The 17,114-nt window shown below is 72.7% G+C and carries 14 protein-coding genes; 11 read left to right on the top strand and 3 right to left on the bottom strand.

Translation table 11 applies throughout. The features are described from left to right. Window positions 1-10 precede the first annotated feature (10 nt). The 9 genes from ACZ6BG_RS20815 to ACZ6BG_RS20775 all read left to right on the top strand — a co-directional run bounded on the left by ACZ6BG_RS20815 (window position 11) and on the right by ACZ6BG_RS20775 (window position 11,080). On the top strand, window positions 11-1,852 hold the full coding sequence (locus tag ACZ6BG_RS20815) for a peptide ABC transporter substrate-binding protein (RefSeq protein WP_469003439.1): 1,842 nt from the start codon (window positions 11-13) through the stop codon (window positions 1,850-1,852). After that, window positions 1,849-2,799, top strand: a complete 951-nt coding sequence (locus ACZ6BG_RS20810; protein WP_468482742.1) for an ABC transporter permease — start codon at window positions 1,849-1,851, stop codon at window positions 2,797-2,799. Before ACZ6BG_RS20815 ends, ACZ6BG_RS20810 begins: the two co-directional genes overlap by 4 nt. Then, the gene (locus tag ACZ6BG_RS20805; RefSeq protein WP_469003436.1) at window positions 2,796-3,701 is read left to right on the top strand and encodes an ABC transporter permease; all 906 of its coding nucleotides are present in this window, start codon (window positions 2,796-2,798) and stop codon (window positions 3,699-3,701) included. Before ACZ6BG_RS20810 ends, ACZ6BG_RS20805 begins: the two co-directional genes overlap by 4 nt. A 14-nt stretch (window positions 3,702-3,715) precedes the next feature. Then, window positions 3,716-5,866: an ABC transporter ATP-binding protein gene (locus ACZ6BG_RS20800; RefSeq protein ID WP_469003434.1), complete on the top strand. Its 2,151-nt coding sequence runs from the start codon at window positions 3,716-3,718 to the stop codon at window positions 5,864-5,866. Then, on the top strand, window positions 5,863-6,804 hold the full coding sequence (gene mmuM, locus ACZ6BG_RS20795; protein WP_469003432.1) for a homocysteine S-methyltransferase: 942 nt from the start codon (window positions 5,863-5,865) through the stop codon (window positions 6,802-6,804). Before ACZ6BG_RS20800 ends, mmuM begins: the two co-directional genes overlap by 4 nt. Before the next feature lie 190 nt (window positions 6,805-6,994). After that, window positions 6,995-8,080, top strand: coding sequence for a WD40/YVTN/BNR-like repeat-containing protein (locus tag ACZ6BG_RS20790; RefSeq protein WP_469003430.1), 1,086 nt, complete (start codon window positions 6,995-6,997; stop codon window positions 8,078-8,080). Between the two features lie 128 nt (window positions 8,081-8,208). Then, entirely contained in the window at window positions 8,209-8,886 is a 678-nt protein-coding gene (locus ACZ6BG_RS20785; RefSeq protein ID WP_469003428.1) for a uracil-DNA glycosylase, read from the top strand. Further along, window positions 8,883-9,857, top strand: a complete 975-nt coding sequence (locus tag ACZ6BG_RS20780; protein ID WP_469003426.1) for an N-acetylglucosamine kinase — start codon at window positions 8,883-8,885, stop codon at window positions 9,855-9,857. The genes ACZ6BG_RS20785 and ACZ6BG_RS20780 overlap by 4 nt, the downstream gene beginning before the upstream one ends. A 278-nt stretch (window positions 9,858-10,135) precedes the next feature. After that, window positions 10,136-11,080: a sirohydrochlorin chelatase gene (locus tag ACZ6BG_RS20775; RefSeq protein ID WP_469003424.1), complete on the top strand. Its 945-nt coding sequence runs from the start codon at window positions 10,136-10,138 to the stop codon at window positions 11,078-11,080. Window positions 11,081-11,193: 113 nt separating this feature from the next. Here ACZ6BG_RS20775 and ACZ6BG_RS20770 read toward each other — a convergent pair whose 3' ends face one another. From ACZ6BG_RS20770 to ACZ6BG_RS20760, 3 genes are all read right to left on the bottom strand, one after another. Next, window positions 11,194-12,234 carry a lactonase family protein gene (locus tag ACZ6BG_RS20770; RefSeq protein ID WP_469003422.1) on the bottom strand — a complete coding sequence of 347 codons (1,041 nt, stop codon included), beginning with the start codon at window positions 12,232-12,234 and terminating at the stop codon, window positions 11,194-11,196. Window positions 12,235-13,112: 878 nt separating this feature from the next. Then, window positions 13,113-14,621: an FUSC family protein gene (locus tag ACZ6BG_RS20765; protein WP_469004119.1), complete on the bottom strand. Its 1,509-nt coding sequence runs from the start codon at window positions 14,619-14,621 to the stop codon at window positions 13,113-13,115. 292 nt (window positions 14,622-14,913) lie between these two features. Next, window positions 14,914-15,609, bottom strand: coding sequence for a L,D-transpeptidase family protein (locus ACZ6BG_RS20760; RefSeq protein ID WP_468482737.1), 696 nt, complete (start codon window positions 15,607-15,609; stop codon window positions 14,914-14,916). A 249-nt stretch (window positions 15,610-15,858) separates the two neighbouring features. Here ACZ6BG_RS20760 and ACZ6BG_RS20755 point away from each other — a divergent pair, with 249 nt between their 5' ends. Further along, the gene (locus ACZ6BG_RS20755; RefSeq protein WP_469003420.1) at window positions 15,859-16,341 is read left to right on the top strand and encodes an Lrp/AsnC family transcriptional regulator; all 483 of its coding nucleotides are present in this window, start codon (window positions 15,859-15,861) and stop codon (window positions 16,339-16,341) included. A 46-nt stretch (window positions 16,342-16,387) separates the two neighbouring features. Continuing rightward, window positions 16,388-17,083: an HAD family hydrolase gene (locus ACZ6BG_RS20750; protein ID WP_469003418.1), complete on the top strand. Its 696-nt coding sequence runs from the start codon at window positions 16,388-16,390 to the stop codon at window positions 17,081-17,083. Window positions 17,084-17,114 lie beyond the last annotated feature (31 nt).

Below are 17,114 nucleotides of genomic sequence, written 5' to 3'. Positions count from 1 at the left end.
GCCCACCACCATGCGCTCACTCAAGGCGGCCGCAGCCGCAGGCCTCGTGCTCGCGGTCCTCACGGGGTGCACCCGCGAGGGCGGCCGCGTCGACATGGGTCCGACCGGCGGCGTCCCGGTCGAGGGCGGCACCGCGACCATGGCCCTGCCGCCCAACGCGACGCCCAACTGGATCTTCCCGATCGGCCCGCCGGGCTATGGCGCCTCGTACAACGCGGGCATCCAGTTCCTGCTGTTCATGCCGGTGTACGACGCCGTCCTCGACAAGGACAAGGGCGGGCTGACCACGCACGGGCCGAGCACGCTCGGCCTGAAGCCGAAGTACTCCGACGGCAACAAGACCGTGACCGTGCCGCTGCGCAAGGGCGTGAAGTGGTCCGACGGCAAGCCGGTCACGGCCCGCGACCTGGAGTTCTGGTTCAACCTCCTGAAGGCCAACAAGGCGAACTGGGGCAGCTACTCGGTCGGCACGATGCCCGACAACGTCAAGCGGTTCGAGACGCTCGACGACCACACGGTGCGGCTCCGCCTGACCCGGGCGTACAACCCCGACTGGTTCACCGCCAACCAGCTCACGCTGATGCGGGCGCTGCCCCAGCACGCCTGGGGCGCGCGGACCGACGGCGGCCCGGTCGGCGACTTCGACCGTACGAAGAAGGGCGCCAAGGCCGTCTTCGCCCGTCTCACCCAGCACGCGAAGAGCCTCGGTTCGTACGGCTCCGACCCGCTGTGGAAGACGGTCAACGGGCCCTGGAAGCTGGCGGGCTGGCGCGACAGCGGTCAGGTCACCATCGTCCCGAACGAGAAGTTCACCGGGCCGAGGTCCCAGCGCCCGCACCTGGACAAGGTCGTCTTCAAGCCCTTCACCACCGCCGACTCCGAGTACAACGTGCTGCGTTCGGGCGGTGTCGACTACGGCTACATCCCGCCGTCGGTCATGGCGCAGAAGGGGAAGTTCGAGGACAAGGGCTATCGCGTCGATCCGTGGGAGGGCTGGGCGGCGACGTACATCGTCTACAACTTCAACTCCACCCACGCGGGCCCGCTGATGCGCCAGCTCTACATCCGCCGCGCGATGCAGCACCTCGTCGACCAGAAGGCGATGAGCGACGTCGTCTGGCAGGGCAGCGCGACGCCGACGCTCGGCCCGGTGCCGGTCACGCCGAAGAGCCAGTACCTGTCGAAGGCAATGGAACGCAATCGCTACCCGTTCTCCGTGGCGAAGGCCACGTCCCTGCTCAAGGCCCACGGCTGGGAGACGAAGGACGGCACCGCGCGCTGCGTACGCCCCGGCACGGGCGCCGACGAGTGCGGCAAGGGCATCGAGCGGGACGATCCCCTGGAGCTGACCCTGCTCTCGCAGTCGGGCTCCACGGAGACGACGAACATGATGCAGGAGCTGAAGTCGTCGCTCTCCAAGGCCGGCATCGACCTGACGGTCCGCCAGCAGCCGCTCAACTCGGTGCTCGGCAACTCCGTCCCGTGCACGGCGAAGGACCCCGGCTGCGACTGGGACATGTCCTTCTTCGGCACCGCGGGCAGTTGGTACTACCCGCTCAACCCGAGCGGAGAGCAGTTGTTCTCCACCGGCGCGTCGGCGAACTTCGGCAACTACAGCGACAAGAAGGCCGACCGCATCATCCGCTCCGTGCAGTACTCCCCCGACATGAAGGCCGTGCACGAGTACGGGGCCTACCTGGCCGACCAGTTGCCGGTGATGTGGATGCCCAACCCCGCGTACCAGGTCTCGGTGATCCGCAACGACCTGCGGGGCATCGAGCAGAACCCGACGGTCACGTTCGCGCCGCAGGACTGGTACTACGTCAAGAACAAGAAGGAGGCCGACAAGTGACCGGCTTTCTGGTCAAGCGCTTCCTGCAGGCGCTCGTCGTCCTCTTCCTGGTGTCGATCATCGTCTTCGTGCTCCTGCACATGCTGCCGGGCGGTCCCGCGCGCGCCATCCTCGGCCCGAAGGGCACCCCGCAGCAGATCGAACAGTTCAACCACCAGCAGGGGTACGACCGTTCACTGCCGACGCAGTACCTCATGTACCTGAAGCGGCTGTTCACCGGCGACCTCGGGGACTCGTACAAACTCAACTCGCCGGTCTTCGAGCTGCTCAAGCAGCGGCTGCCGAAGACACTGCTCCTGACGGTCCTCTCGACCGCGCTCGCCGTCGTCATCGCGGTGCCGCTCGGACTCCTTCAGGCGGTCCGGCGCGGCAAGGCCTCGGACTACGCGCTCACCGGGCTCGCGTTCCTGCTGTACGCGACGCCGGTGTTCTTCCTCGGCCTGATCATGATCATCCTGTTCGCGCAGGTCTTCCCGGTCCTCCCGGCGGAAGCGCCGCAGGGCGAGTCGGTCGGTGAACTCCTCGGCGACTTCACGGGCCTGGTGCTTCCGGTGGTGACGATGGCGTTCGGCATCGTGGCGATGTTCAGCCGCTACATGCGCTCGGCGGTCCTGGACAACCTCACCGAGGAGTACGTCCGCACCGCCATGGCCAAGGGCCAGTCGAGCCGTCGCATCCTGGTCCGGCACGTCCTGCGCAACGCGCTCATCCCGCTCGCGACGCTGCTCGGCCTGTATCTGCCGACGCTGTTCAGCGGCGCGCTCGTCGTCGAGTCGATGTTCAACTACCCGGGCATGGGGCTGCTGTTCTGGAACGCCGCCCAGGGCTCGGACTTCCCCGTGCTGCTCGGCGTGACGCTCGTCGTCGGCATCGCCACCGTCCTCGGCTCACTCCTCACGGACATCCTGTACGCCGTCCTCGACCCCCGGATACGGAGCGTGGCATGACCACCACGACGGCCCCGCGCACCGCGCCCGGGCACGAGGAGGCCGCGCGGGCCACGCCCTCGCTCGCCCGCCGCACCCTCCAGGTCTTCACCGGCAACAAGCTCGCCCTCACCGGCGTCGTCGTGCTCGCGCTGCTCCTGGCCTTCAGCTACCTCGGCCCGCTCCTGTACGACACCGAGCAGATCCACACCGACCTGTCCCGGGCGAACCTCTCCCCCGGCACCGACGGCCATCTGCTCGGCACCACCGACCTCGGCTACGACATGGTCGGCCGCCTCATGGTCGCGGGCCGGACGTCCCTCGAAATCGGCCTGGCGGCAGGCCTGTTGGCCACCCTCTTCGGCACCGTGTACGGAGCCGTCTCCGGCTACTTCGGCGGCTGGGTGGACGCAGCGATGATGCGGATCACGGACGCGGCGCTCGCAATCCCCGCGATGTTCCTGCTCGTCGTCGTCGCCGCGATCATCACGCCCAGCAAGGGCGTCCTCATCCTCATCATCGCGGCCGTCGCCTGGCTGTCCCCGGCACGGCTCGTGCGCGGCGAGGCGCTCTCGCTGCGCAACCGCGAGTACGTCCAGGCGATGCGGATGATGGGCGGCGGGGGCGCGCGGGCCGTCTTCAAGCACATCGTGCCGAACGCGATCGGCACCGTCATCGTCAACTGCACCTTCCAGATCGCCGACGCCATCCTCTACGTCAGCTACCTGGCGTTCCTCGGCCTCTCCATCCCGCCGCCGTCGGCCGACTGGGGCTCGATGCTGTCGGCCGGGATCACGTACACGCAGAACGGCTACTGGTGGCTGATCTTCCCTCCGGGCATCGCGATCGTGCTGGTCGTCGCCGCGTTCAACTTCATCGGCGACGGGCTGCGGGACGCGTTCGAAGTACGGCTGCGCAAGTAAAGGACCTCACAGACATGACGGAGCTTCAGCTCACCGAAGCCGCGCCGGACACCCCCGCGCCCCTGCTCAGCATCGACGATCTGCACGTCGACATCACCTCGCGCGACCGCACCGTCCACGCCCTCGACGGCGTCGGTCTCGACCTCGCGCCGGGCGAGGCCCTCGGCATCGTGGGCGAGTCGGGCTGCGGCAAGACCATGACCGCCCTGAGCGTCCTCGGGCTCCTGCCGCCCGGCGGCGCCGTCACCGGCGGCCGGATCCTCTTCGACGGCCAGGACCTGGCCGTGGCGACCGCGCCGACCCTCCAGAACGTTCGCGGGAACACCGTCGGCATGGTCTTCCAGGATCCGCTGACCTCGCTCAATCCCACGATGACGATCGGGGCGCAGGTGGCCGAGCCGCTGCTCCTCCACCGGGCGGGCATCGGCCGCAAGGAGGCGTGGGCGCGGGCCGAGGAGATGCTGCGGCTCGTCGGCATGCCGCAGCCCGCCGAGCGCATGAGGAACTATCCGCACCAGTTGTCGGGCGGCATGCGCCAGCGCGTGGCCATCGCCATGGCCCTGGTGTGCGAGCCGAAGCTCCTCATCGCCGACGAGCCGACGACCGCGCTCGACGTCACGACGCAGCACCAGATCCTGGAACTCATCGACAACCTGCGCCAGACCCTCGGCATGGCGATGATCCTCGTCACGCACGACCTGGGCGTCATCGCCAACCGCGTCGACCGCGTCGCGGTGATGTACGCGGGCAAGGTCGCCGAACAGTCCGACGTACGCGACCTGTTCGCCCGACCCCGCCACCGCTACACGGAGGCCCTGTTCGCGGCGCTCCCGGAGCGGGCTGCGGACCGGGGCACCGAGCTGCACACCGTTCCCGGCCTGCCGCCGAGCCTCACGGTGCGGCCGACGGGGTGCCGGTTCGCACCGCGCTGCGCGTTCGCCACGGAGGAGTGCGGGGAGCGGGAGCCGGAGCTCGAGGCGGATGTGGCGCCGGAGCCGGGCCTGAGGTCCGGTCTGGCCGACGCACCTCGCTCGGGCGCGGTGACGGAGGCCACGAAGGGGGCCGGGACGGTCCACCGCTTCGCCTGTTTCCACCCCGTGCCGTACGGCGACGCGCCCGCCGAGCAGGTCGTGACGCCGCCGCCCGCCGCGACCACCGAGCCCGGCGACGCGCTGCTCGAACTCGACGCGCTGGTCAAGGAGTTCCCGCTCACCGGCGGGCCGTTCGCGCGTCGCCGAGGCACGGTGAGCGCGGTCGGCGGCGTCTCGCTGACCGTCCGCAGGGGCGAGACGTACGGCATGGTCGGCGAGTCCGGCTGCGGCAAGACGACGCTGGGCCGGATCGTGGCGGGCCTGGAGAAGCCGACGGCGGGCACGGTGCGCTTCGACGGCCGCGACCTGTCCGGGCTCTCGCGCGCGGAGCGCCGCGCGCACCGGCGCCGCGTCCAGCTGATGTTCCAGGACTCGACGGCGGCGATGGACCCCCGCATGCGGGTCGGTGAGATCCTGCGCGAGCCGCTGGTCATCCAGGGCATCGGCTCCCGCTCCGACCAGGAGCGGCTGACGGCCGAACTCCTGGACGCCGTGGGCCTGCCGCGCGGCGCCGTGCACCGCTACCCGCACGAGTTCTCCGGCGGCCAGCGCCAACGCCTGGGCTTGGCAAGGGCGTTGACGCTCTCCCCGGACCTGGTGGTGGCGGACGAGCCGGTGTCGGCGCTCGACGTGTCGGTCCAGGCACAGATCCTCAACCTCATGCGGGAGCTCCAGCGCGAGCGCGGCCTCACCTATCTGTTCATCTCCCACGACCTGGCGGTGATCCGCCATCTCGCCGACACCGTGGGCGTCATGTACCTCGGCAAACTCGTGGAGTCGGGCCCGGCGGAGCAGGTGTACGCCCACCCGCTGCACCCCTACACGCGCGGCCTGCTCGACACGGTGAACGTGCCCGACCCGGCCGCGGCGACCGGCGGGGACCGCGAGCCGCTGCGCGGCGAGACGCCGTCCGCGGCGAAGCCCCCGTCCGGCTGCCGCTTCCGCACCCGCTGCCCGTTCGCCGAGGAGGTCTGCGCGAGCACGGAACCACCGGTCAGCACCCCCAACGGGGCGGGGCATCAGGTCGCCTGCCACTTCCCCCTGGCCGCGCCTCGGCTAGCGTCGGCGGTATGAACGAGGTGGCGAGTACGCAGGCGGGCCCCGACAACGGCGGCTCCGCCCTGGCCACGGCGCTGGCACGCGGGCCGCTGGTCCTCGACGGCGGCCTGTCCAACCAGCTGGAGGCCGCGGGCCACGACCTGTCCGACGACCTGTGGTCGGCGCGACTGCTCGCCGAACGGCCCGAGGCGGTACGGTCGGCGCACCGGGCGTACTACGAGGCGGGCGCCGACATCGTGACCACGGCCAGCTACCAGGCCACGTTCGAGGGCTTCGCGCGGCACGGCATCGACGCGGTCAGCACCGCCGAGCTCCTGCGTCTGAGCGTCACCCTCGCGCGCGAGGCGGCGACGCTCACCGCGGCGGAGCGCCCCCTGTGGGTGGCGGCGTCGGCGGGCCCGTACGGCGCGATGCTCGCCGACGGCTCGGAGTACCGCGGCCGCTACGGCCTGAGCGTCGCCGACCTGGAGCGCTTCCACCGCCCCCGCTTGGAGGTCCTCTCCGACGCGGCACCCGACGTGCTGGCCCTGGAGACCGTCCCCGACCTCGACGAGGCCCGTGCCCTGCTGCGTGCGGTGCGGGGCCTCGGCGTGCCCGCGTGGCTGTCGTTCACCGTGACCGGTGACCGCACCCGCGCGGGGCAGCCCCTCGCCGAGGCCTTCGCACTCGCGGCGGACGCCGACGAGGTCATCGCGGTGGGCGTCAACTGCTGCGATCCGCACGACGCGGACACCGCCGTCCCGCTGGCCGCCCGTGTCACGGGCAAGCCCGTCGTGGTCTACCCCAACTCGGGCGAGTCCTGGGACGCAGCGAGCCGCACCTGGCAGGGCCCGGCCCGCTTCGCGCCCCGGCAGGCCGGCGCCTGGCGCGACGCGGGGGCGCGCCTCATCGGGGGCTGCTGCCGGGTGGGTCCTGAGGCGATCGCGAAGGTGGCGGAGGAAGTGCGCGGCTGAGGGCGCGCGTGGCGCTCGCCCGTGGTCGATCGGGTGCCTGCGGAGGGTGTCGGCGATCCGGTGGCGGATGCCCGGTCCGTGGCGGCGCCGCACACCCTGACCTGGGGAGAAACGCGCCAAGGCGTCATTGTCAGTGGCTGGGTGCAGACTGAGCGGTACCTGAGACAACGTCGTCCGAAAGGTGTCAGTCATGGCTGACGTCCTGCTCACCGTTGGTACGCGCAAGGGCCTGTTCGTCGGGCGCCGCACACACGGCGTCTGGCAGTTCGACGAAGGTCCGTACTTCAACGCCCAGGCGATCTACTCGATCGCGATCGACACCCGCACACCGAATCCACGCCTCCTCGTCGGCGGCGACAGCGCCCACTGGGGGCCTTCGGTGTTCCACTCCGACGACCTCGGCCGGACGTGGACCGAGCCGAAGAAGGCCGCCGTCAAGTTCCCCAAGGACACCGGGGCGTCGCTGGAGCGGGTGTGGCAGCTGCACCCGGCGGCGGCCGAGCCGGACGTGGTGTACGCGGGCACGGAACCGGCGGCGCTCTACCGCTCCGAGGACAGGGGCGAGTCCTTCGAGCTGGTCAGGCCCCTGTGGGAGCATCCGTCCCGCTCGCAGTGGCAGCCTGGGGGCGGCGGCGAGGGCCTGCACACGATCCTCACCGACGCCCGTGATCCGGCCGCCGTGACCGTCGCGGTGTCGACGGCGGGCGTGTTCCGCACCGAGGACGGCGGCGCGAGCTGGCAGCCGTCCAACTCCGGCGTGTCGGCGGTGTTCCTGCCCGACCCGAACCCGGAGTTCGGCCAGTGCGTGCACAAGGTCACCAAGGACGCCGCCGACCCGGACCGCCTGTATCTGCAGAACCACTGGGGGGTGTATCGCAGCGACGACGGCGGCACCCACTGGACGGACATCGGCGAGGGCCTGCCCTCCGACTTCGGCTTCGCGGCGGTCGCCCACCCGCACCGCGGCGACACGGCGTACGTCTTCCCGATCACTGCGGACGCCGACCGGGTCCCGGCCGACCGGCGCTGTCGCGTCTACCGCACGGCGGACGCGGGCAAGAGCTGGGAGCCGCTGAGCGCGGGCCTGCCGCAGGGCGACCACTTCGGCGTGGTGCTGCGGGACGCCATGTGCACCGACGGCGCCGACCCGGCGGGCCTGTACTTCGGCAACCGCAACGGCGAGGTGTACGCGTCCGCGGACGACGGGGACTCCTGGCAGGAGCTGGCCTCGCACCTGCCGGACGTGCTGTGCGTCCGCGCGGCGGTCGTCGGGTGATCCGGACCGCGGCGGCCTCCGCCGATCGGACCGCGGCGGCGTTGGCCGATCGAGCGGCGGCGGGCCGCTCCGCGAGCTTCGGCCATCGGTTGATCGCCGCCGCGTGTACGGCAGTAGAGTGACGCTCCGTGGCACCACGACCCTTGCATGAAATCGTCGAAGCCGGCTGGGCCAAGGCCCTGGAACCGGTGGCCGAACAGATCGCCTCCATGGGGGACTTCCTGCGCGCGGAGATCGCCGCGGGACGCACGTACCTCCCTTCGGGACCGAATGTGCTGCGCGCCTTCCAGCAGCCGTTCGACGAGGTGCGCGTCCTGATCGTCGGCCAGGATCCCTACCCCACGCCCGGGCACGCGGTGGGCCTGTCCTTCTCGGTGGCACCCGACGTCAGACCCCTGCCGGGCAGCCTCATCAACATCTACCGCGAGCTGCACAGCGACCTGGGCCTGCCCCAGCCGTCCAACGGCGACCTCACGCCCTGGACCCAGCAGGGCGTGCTGCTCCTCAACAGGGCGCTCACGACGGCCCCGCGCAAGCCCGCCGCACATCGCGGCAAGGGCTGGGAAGAGGTCACCGAGCAGGCGATCCGGGCGCTCGCGGCGCGCGGCCGTCCGCTGGTGTCGATCCTGTGGGGCCGGGACGCCCGCAATCTGCGGCCGCTGCTCGGCCAGTTGCCGTCGGTGGAGTCCTCGCACCCCTCGCCGATGTCGGCGGACCGCGGCTTCTTCGGTTCGCGCCCGTTCAGCCGCGTCAACGACCTCCTGGAGCGGCAGGGCGCGCAGCCGGTGGACTGGCGGCTGCCGTGACCGAGCCCCCGGTCGTGCTCGGCGTCGACTCCGGCGGCTCGGGGCTGCGCGCCGTCCTGGGCGTCCCCGACGGGCTGCGCGCGCCCGCTCCGGTGCGCTCCGCGGAGCCGGTGCGGACCGGCCCCCGCGGGATCGACGCCGCGCACCTGCGGGAGCAACTGGCGCCCATGGTGCGGCAGTTGCTGACCGATGCGGGTGGTGGGCGGCTCGTCGCCGTCGCCGTCGGCGCCGCCGGAATGGCGACGCTCGGCGACGATCTGCGGGACCGGCTGCCGTCCGCGCTCGCGGAGTTGTTCGGGGTGCGGCGCGTGGCCCTCGCCGCCGACGCCGTCACCGCCTACGCGGGCGCGCTCGGCCAGCGGCCCGGCGCCGTCGTCGCCGCGGGCACCGGCCTGATCGGCCTGGGCACGGATCTGACGGCGTGGCGGCGGACCGACGGCTGGGGGCATCTGCTCGGCGACTGTGGCAGCGGCGCGTGGATCGGCCGCGCCGGCCTTGAGGCGGCGATGCGGGACTTCGACGGGCGCCGGGGCGGGTCGGCCGCGCTGCGCGCCCGCGCGGAGGAGATGTTCGGCAGTCCGCTGTCGGGGCTTCCGGGGCAGTTGTATCCGCGCCCGGACCGGCCCGCCGTGCTCGCCGCGTTCGCGCCCGAGGTGGGGCGGTGCGCGGCGGACGGCGACCCGGTGGCCGCGCGGGTGCTGCGGGAGGCGGCCGGACACATCGCGGACGCGGCGGCAGCGGCCTGCCCGGCGGACGGAGCCTGCGAAGTCGCCCTCACCGGCGGCCTGCTGAAGCTCGGCGACGTACTCCTCGACCCGCTGGAGGCACAACTGACGGAGCGTCTCCCGCACGCCCGCCGCGTCGCCGCCGCGGGCGACCCCCTCGACGGCGCCGTCCGCATAGCGGCCGACCTCGCGACCGACACCCTCAAGCTCCCTCGCGACCCGCGCCTGTTGTACGTCGCGGACTGACACCATCGCCGCCGCGCACGCGTTCGTACGCGCCGTAACGCGGCGCGTACGTCGCGCAGTCATGCGCCCCGGACGGTACTCAACCACCCGTGCCGCGTGTCCGACGGGCCGCACAGCGTCCGGGAAAGAGCGTCCACGGAATCCTCGCACCCCCAACACCGCACCCAAACCCTCCTACCGGCCCACGCTCCCCAACTCACCCGACAAAGCGGACTAATACCACTGACCTGCACCCTCCCCGAACAGTGAAACCCCTCAAGCCAGTAGCATGCGGCGCCATGAGCTCCCCCACTGGGCCCGCATCCGGCCTGCCCGTACGAATGCCGCGCCCCCGTCAGCCGGGCCGGCACCGCCGCCCGGAACCCGTCGCGGCTCCCGAGGGCGCGCCCGCGCTCGTCCTCGCCGTGCCGGGCGTCCCCAGCGCCGCCACCCGCGGCATCGCCGAGGAAGTCGTCTCCATCGCGCGCTCCGAGCTGCCCGGTCTCGACGCCAGAATCGGTTACGTCGACGGGACGGACGCCGACGCCGGCCCGTCGGCCGAGTTCCCCACGCTGCAGGCCGTGCTCGCGCACACCGCCGCCGAGCGCACCGCCCGCTACGAGCAGGCGCTGGCCGCCGGCGTCGAGGACGCCCGCCGCCCCGAAGGTCCCGTCGCCGTCGTGGTGCCCCTGCTCGCGGGCCCCGACAACGCGCTGATGCGCCGCGTCCGCCAGGCCGTCATGGACAGCCGCGCCGCCGCCGAGCTGACCGACGTCCTCGGCCCGCACCCGCTGCTCGCCGAGGGCCTGCACGTGCGGCTCTCCGAGGCGGGCCTGGCCCGCGCCGACCGGGCCCGGCTGTTCACGGTCGCGACCGCGGCGGACGGCATCGTCCTCGCCACGGTCGGCGGCGAGGAGGCCGTGCAGGCCGCCGGGATCACCGGCATGCTGCTCGCGGCGCGCCTCGCGGTGCCGGTGATGGCCGCCGCCCTGGACGAGGAGGGCTCGGTCGCGGCGATCACGGAGCAGTTGCGCGGCTCCGGCTCGGCCCAGCTGGCCCTCGCTCCGTACCTGATCGGCCCGGAGGTCGACGCGAGTCTCCTGGACGCGGCCGCCAAGGAGGCGGGATGCGCCATCGCCGAGCCGCTCGGCGCGTACCCGGCGATCGGCAAGCTGGCCCTGTCCAAGTACACGACGGCGCTGGGCATCACCCCGCAGCAGCCGTCGGGCGCGCCGGTGCACTGACACGCGGTTCGCGCGGCGCAACCCCGCAGCACGACGTCGATGGGCCCGCCCCGAGTTCGGGGGCGGACCCATCGACGTACAGCGAGTCCCCGAACCGCCGGTGGTCCCGGCGCTCAGCCGAAGACGACGCAGCTCGCCGCGGGCACGTCGATCGCTCCGGCGCGGCGCGGCACACCCGTCTCGGTGTCCAGGGTGAACCAGGTGACGTCCCCGGAGTGCTCGTTGGCGGCGTACAGAAAGCGCCCTGAGGGGTCAATGGCCAGGTCACGGGGCCAGGCGCCACCGCAGGCCACGGAGGCCGTCAGGCGGGCGCCGGTGCCCTCGGCGTCGAGCGCGAACACGGAGATGACGTCCTCGCCGCGGGTCGCGGTCCACAGGAAGCGGCCGTCGGGCGCGACGGCGACCTCCGAGGGGTAGGCGTCGCCGTCGGGCTCGGTGGTCAGCACGGGGGTCTCGGTGAGCGGGCCGAGCGTGCCGTCGGCCGGGTTCCAGGAGCACACGGTGAGGGTCGGCGTGAGCTCGTTGAGGACGTAGGCGACGCGGCCGCCGGGGTGGAAGGCGAGGTGCCGTGGCCCGGTGCCGGGGCGCAGCGCGACCTCGTGGCGCGGGGCGAGCCCGGTGGGGCCCGGCGCGCAGACCCGCACCGAGTCGGTGCCGAGGTCGACGCTCAGCACCCAGCGGCCGCTCGGGTCGGGCAGGACCTGGTGGGCGTGCGGGCCCTCCTGGCGCTCCGGGTCCGGGCCCGAGCCCTTGTGCTCCAGGACGCCCGCCGGGGCGGAGGCGAGGCTTCCGTCGGCGCCCAGGGGCACGCTGGTGACGCTGCCGGAGCCGTAGTTGGCGGTGTGGACGTGGCCGTCGTGGACGGCGAGGTGGGTGGGGCCCGCGCCCCGCACGGACACGGGCGCGCCGACGGGCCGGACGGAGTCCCCCGCCGTGCGGAAGGCGGCGACGGCGCCGTCGGGGGTCTCGTTCACGGCGTAGAGCGTGGCGCCGTCCGGTGACAACGCCAGGTACGAGGGATCGGGCACGGCGTCCGTCACGCCGAGCACGGTCAGCGCGCCGGTGTCGGCGTCGAACGCCGCGGTGACGATGCCCGGCCCTCCCGCCTGCGTAAAGGACCCGATGTACGCCCGCTGCGCCTGCCCGCCACCCACTGCATGCCCCTCTCGGCTCGCCCCGTGGACACCGCTTCGGGGCGGCATCCATGGGCGACGCTAGCAGTTGGTCTGGACCAGTGGGGGGGTATGTCGATCAGCGGGGCAGGCGTCGTTGTCGAAGGGGGCGGCCGTCATGGTCGAGGGAGGCGGCCGTCGTTGCCGCCGGGCGACCATCGTCACCGTCGAGCGGCCATCGTCGCCGTCAAGGAGGAGCGGTCCGCCGGGCCTCACCAGGAGCAGGCGCGCCCCGAAAGGGGCGGCGGCAAGGCAGGGGAACCGGAAGGGGCAGGGTGGGGGAAAGCACCACGACCCGCGAGAGCTACCTCGCTCGGCCAGGCGTCGAGGGCGGCGGCCAACGCGGGGCAGGCACCGTGCCCGCCGGAGGCAGACACGACGACCGGGCGATGCGCCGCCACGGGGACCTGGCGACGACAGGCGCCCTGACCAGGCAGCCGCCGGCACCCGGACAGCCCCGCGACAGACCCCGAACCCATCCGGCCGCCGCCCCCCGGCCGACCACGCATCCAGGCCACAACCGACGAGGAGCGGGTGTCGTGAGCGGCGAGGGACCACCACCGGGACCGCCCCCCCACGGCAACCGACCCGAGGTCAGGCACCACGTCCGCCGAGGAGCACCCCCGTCCCGGCCACGCGCCAGGCGCCACACCCACCCGGACCGCGCACCGCACGGAGACGTGGGCATCACGACTAGTGCGGGCCGGCCCATGCGGCCGCCGAGGGAACGCGTGGCGACCACCCCGAGGACAGGCGCCCCCGGACGAGCAGCACACGCCCCACCCGGCCGAGGTCAAGGTCGAGGTCAGGGCCTGCCTCATCGGCAGCGACCAGCCCCCACCACCGCCGCCAGGCTCCCCTCACGCCCCGATCAACGGCGTACGAGGCGAACTGCGCACCGGCGTCGCCAGTTCCAGGAGTGCCCGCTCCACGCCGTGCAGATGGGCCAGGGCCGGTTCGAGGGCTCCCGCGTGCTTCGTGGCGGGTGGGGCGGCCGGGGCCGTGAGGGCCTCCTCCGAGGCGATGAGGGCCTCGACGGCCGCCTCGACCCGCGCGCAGGCCGCGGCGAGCCGGTCGTCGCAGGAGGCCTCCGGGTCGGTGGCGATGGCCGTGAGGCTGCGGACCTGGTCGGCGCACTCGTCCAGGAGGGCGATGACCTGGCGCGCGCGGACGCGGCGGGCGCGCAGCGGGCTGAGGGGGTGCACCAGCGGGGCGAGCGAGAGCCGCACCCGGCCGAGGATCACTTCGAGGTCGGCGATGTGCGGGGCCGGGTCGGCCGTGGCCGAGCCGGACAGGCGGGCCGCCGCCTCCCGGGTGCAGGCGTGCACGGTGCGGACGGCGCGCTCGATCCAGGCGTTGGTCGTGGCGTGCGTGGTGATGGGCAGGACGAGCAGCACGGCGAGCACCGCGCCGAGCGCCCCGGCCCCGGTCTCCAGGAGCCGCAGGGCGAGCAGCCCCGGGTCGAGGACGCCGAGCAGGCCGTAGAGGCCGCCCGCCATCACGGTGACGGCCAGCATCATCCAGGTGTACGAGACGGCTGCCGTGTAGAAGATCCCGAAGACGCAGATGGCGACGATCACGGCGGTCGGAACGAGGGCGCCGTGCAGCGGCAGCACGGCGACGACGCCCACGGCGATGCCGATCAGCGTGCCGAGCACCCGGCGGAAGCCGCGGACCAGCGTCTCGCCGCGCGACACCGTGTTCACGAAGATCCACCAGGTGGCGCCGATGGCCCAGTACCAGCGGTCCCCGGACAGCGCGTGGCCGATGACGAGGGCGACGCCGCCGCCGAGGGCGGCCTGGACGGCCTGGCGGGTGGTGGCGCGCGCGAGGCCGCGGCGTACGGCGAGGGTCGGCACCGTGGCGGGCGGGAGCCGCCGTTCGTAGCACCACAGGCCGAAGCGGACGGTGGACGAGGCGAGCAGGGCGATGCCGATGGCCTCGTACAGGTCGGGCAGTTGCGGGAGCTCGGTGTGCAGGAACTGCGCGGCGAAGAAGGTCATGAACGCGAAGACGCCGAGCGAGTGGCCGCGCGGCCCCCACCGGCGGGCGTACACCCCGGCGCCCATGACGGCGAGGAACGCCAGGTCGCGCAGCACCGGATAGTCGTGCAGGACGGCGGCGAGGGCCAGCACGGGGAAGCCGACGGCGGGCAGCAGCGCGGTGGTGACGGCCTGGCCGCGCACCGTCGTGTCGGTGACGGTGAACAGGGCGAGGAGCGCGGCGAGACCGGCGATGATGGCCGCGACGAGCGTGTGCCCGACGAGGGCGCAGACGGTGACCGCCAGGGAGATGCCGAGGACGGCCCGGGTCGCGAAGCGCAGCCGCAGCCGCCCCGGATCCGGTGCCACGAACATCGACCTCAGCACAGCTTTGCCCACCCCTCGACGGTCCCGGCGGTCGCGGCGCGCGGCCACTGCGGACCCGGCACGTCTCGCGGCCCGGATGACAGGGACCGCGCGCGACATGAATGACATGAATAAGGCGCCGCGGAATCCCGCAGCGCCATCGACGGATCCATCTCATCATTCGGGGGCCCGGTGGCTCAACCGGGGCAGTCGTGACTGGGCCATTGGCCCAGTCGAGGGCCCGCAGGATGGTGCGTCGGCGGGCCAACGGGCCACACCGACGCCGCCTGCGGGCTTACGCTCCGCGGTGCTCTCAGGTGCCGGGCTTGCGGCCGTAGACGAAGACGTCGTCGCCCTTGCGCAGCGTGTTCCAGTACTTGGTGGCGTCCTTCTTCGTCATGTTCACGCACCCGTGCGAGCCGGGCGGGGACCAGACGCTGATGCCGACCGAGTGGAAGGCCTGACCGCCGTCGAAGAACTGGCTGTAGGGCATCGGCACGTGGTAAATGCTCGAAATGTGGTCGATGTCCCGCCAGTAGATCTTCTTCAGGCCGGTGCGGGTCTCATGTCCGTTGCGGCCGGTGCGCACCGGCACCGGCCCGTACTTGAGGGTCTTGCCGTCCTGGATCCAGCTGAGCTGCCGGGTCAGGTCGACGCAGGCGATCCGGCCCTTGTTGACCGGGCACTTGCCCGCCTTGTTCGGGTTGTTGCCCGCGGCCTTCTGCTTGTTCATCAGGCTCATGACGCCCCAGGTCACGGAGCCCGCGTAGCCGGCGTTGGGGCTGATGCCGTGCTTGGTCTGGAAGGCCTTGATGGCCTTGCAGTCGGCGCTCGACTGCCTGCCGTCCACCGGACGGCCCAAGAACTTCTCGACCTGCTTCTGGTACGGCCCGGCCTGCGCCGAGCACGACGCGGCCTGTGCGGTGGTGCTCCCCAGGGCCACCGTGAGCGGGGCCACCAGCGCGGTGATCCCCAGGGCGACGACGGCTCGTCTGTGTATGTCCCCCACTGCGGTCCACTCCTCGTTCGTCTTCGTACGCGCCATACGTGTGCGTTGCGCGTTTTCCGACAGCTAGACCGTGGAAGGGGCCGACTCGTTGCAGGGGGAAGTGAAACAGGTACGTAACAGCGCGGCGGCTCCGCACCCAGGTCCGCGCACCGGCCCCCGCGGCGGTCCAACGGTCGGCGCCGCGCGGGGCCCGCCGTGCCATTGGTACGGTCACGGTGATCGACTCGCACACCGGGAGGCCCACGCACCATGGCCGTCGACGAACTCGACACCCGCATCCTGCGGCTCCTCCTGGAGCAGCCGCGCACGAGCGTGCGGGAGTACGCGCGCGTCCTCGGCATCGCGCGCGGCACCCTGCAGGCGCGCCTCGACCGGCTCGAACGCGAGGGCGTCATCACCGGCACCGGACCGAAGCTCTCCCCCGCCGCCCTCGGCCACCCGGTACTCGCCTTCGTGCACATCGAGGTCACCCAGGGGCGCCTCGACGAGGTCGGCGACGCGCTCGCGGCCGTGCCGGAGATCATCGAGGCGTTCTCGATGACCGGCGGCGGCGATCTCCTGACCCGGGTGGTGGCGCGCGACAACGGACACCTGGAGGACGTCGTCCAGCGTCTGATCCAGCTGCCGGGCGTGGTCCGCACGCGGACGGAGATGGCGCTGCGCGAGCGCGTGCCGCACCGGCTCCTGCCGCTGGTGGAGTCGGTGGGCAGGTTGGCCGCGACGGAGAAGTGAGCACCGCCGCCGCGAGGCGGATCAGCGTCTTGGCATGCTGGGTCACATGAGCGCCCTGAACCACACCTCGGTCATCTTCGATCTCGACGGCACCCTCGTGGACAGCGAGCCGAACTACTTCGAAGCGGGTCGTCAGCTACTGGCCGCGCACGGCGTCACCGGCTTCACCTGGGCCGACCACGAGAGGTACGTCGGCATCTCCACCCGCGAGACCCTCGCCGACTGGCGGGAGCGGTACGGCCTGACCGCGCCGCTCGCCGATCTGCTCGCGGAGAAGAACCACCGCTATCTGGAGCTGGCCCGCGCCTCCACCCGGGTGTATCCGCAGATGCGCGCGTTCGTGGAGCGGCTGTCCGACGCCGGGGTGCCGATGGCGGTGGCGTCGGGGTCCTCGCGCGCCGCCATCGAGGCGATCCTCGCGGGCACCGGCCTGGACGCCCACCTCAAGACGCTCGTCTCGGCGGACGAGGTCGCCCACGGCAAGCCCGCACCCGATGTGTTCCTCGCGGCGGCCGCCCTCCTCGGCGCCGACCCCGCCGACTGCGTGGTCCTGGAGGACGCCGCTCCGGGCGCGCTCGCCGCCAGGGCCGCGGGCATGCGGTGCGTGGCGATCCCCTACGTCGCCGCGCAGGCCGACGACCCGGCGTTCGCGTCGGCGGACCTGCTGCTGCGCGGCGGCCAGGCTGAGTTCACGGCGCGGGCCGCACTTGATTGGCTCGCGGTCGAGCCGGGTACCCGCTGAGCGGCGCGGCCCCTGACACGCACGCGTGCGG

The organism is Streptomyces sp. NPDC041205 (assembly GCF_055591765.1).
Note: the sequence above shows the minus strand (reverse complement) of the source record. Positions and strands in the feature narration are given on the sequence as shown.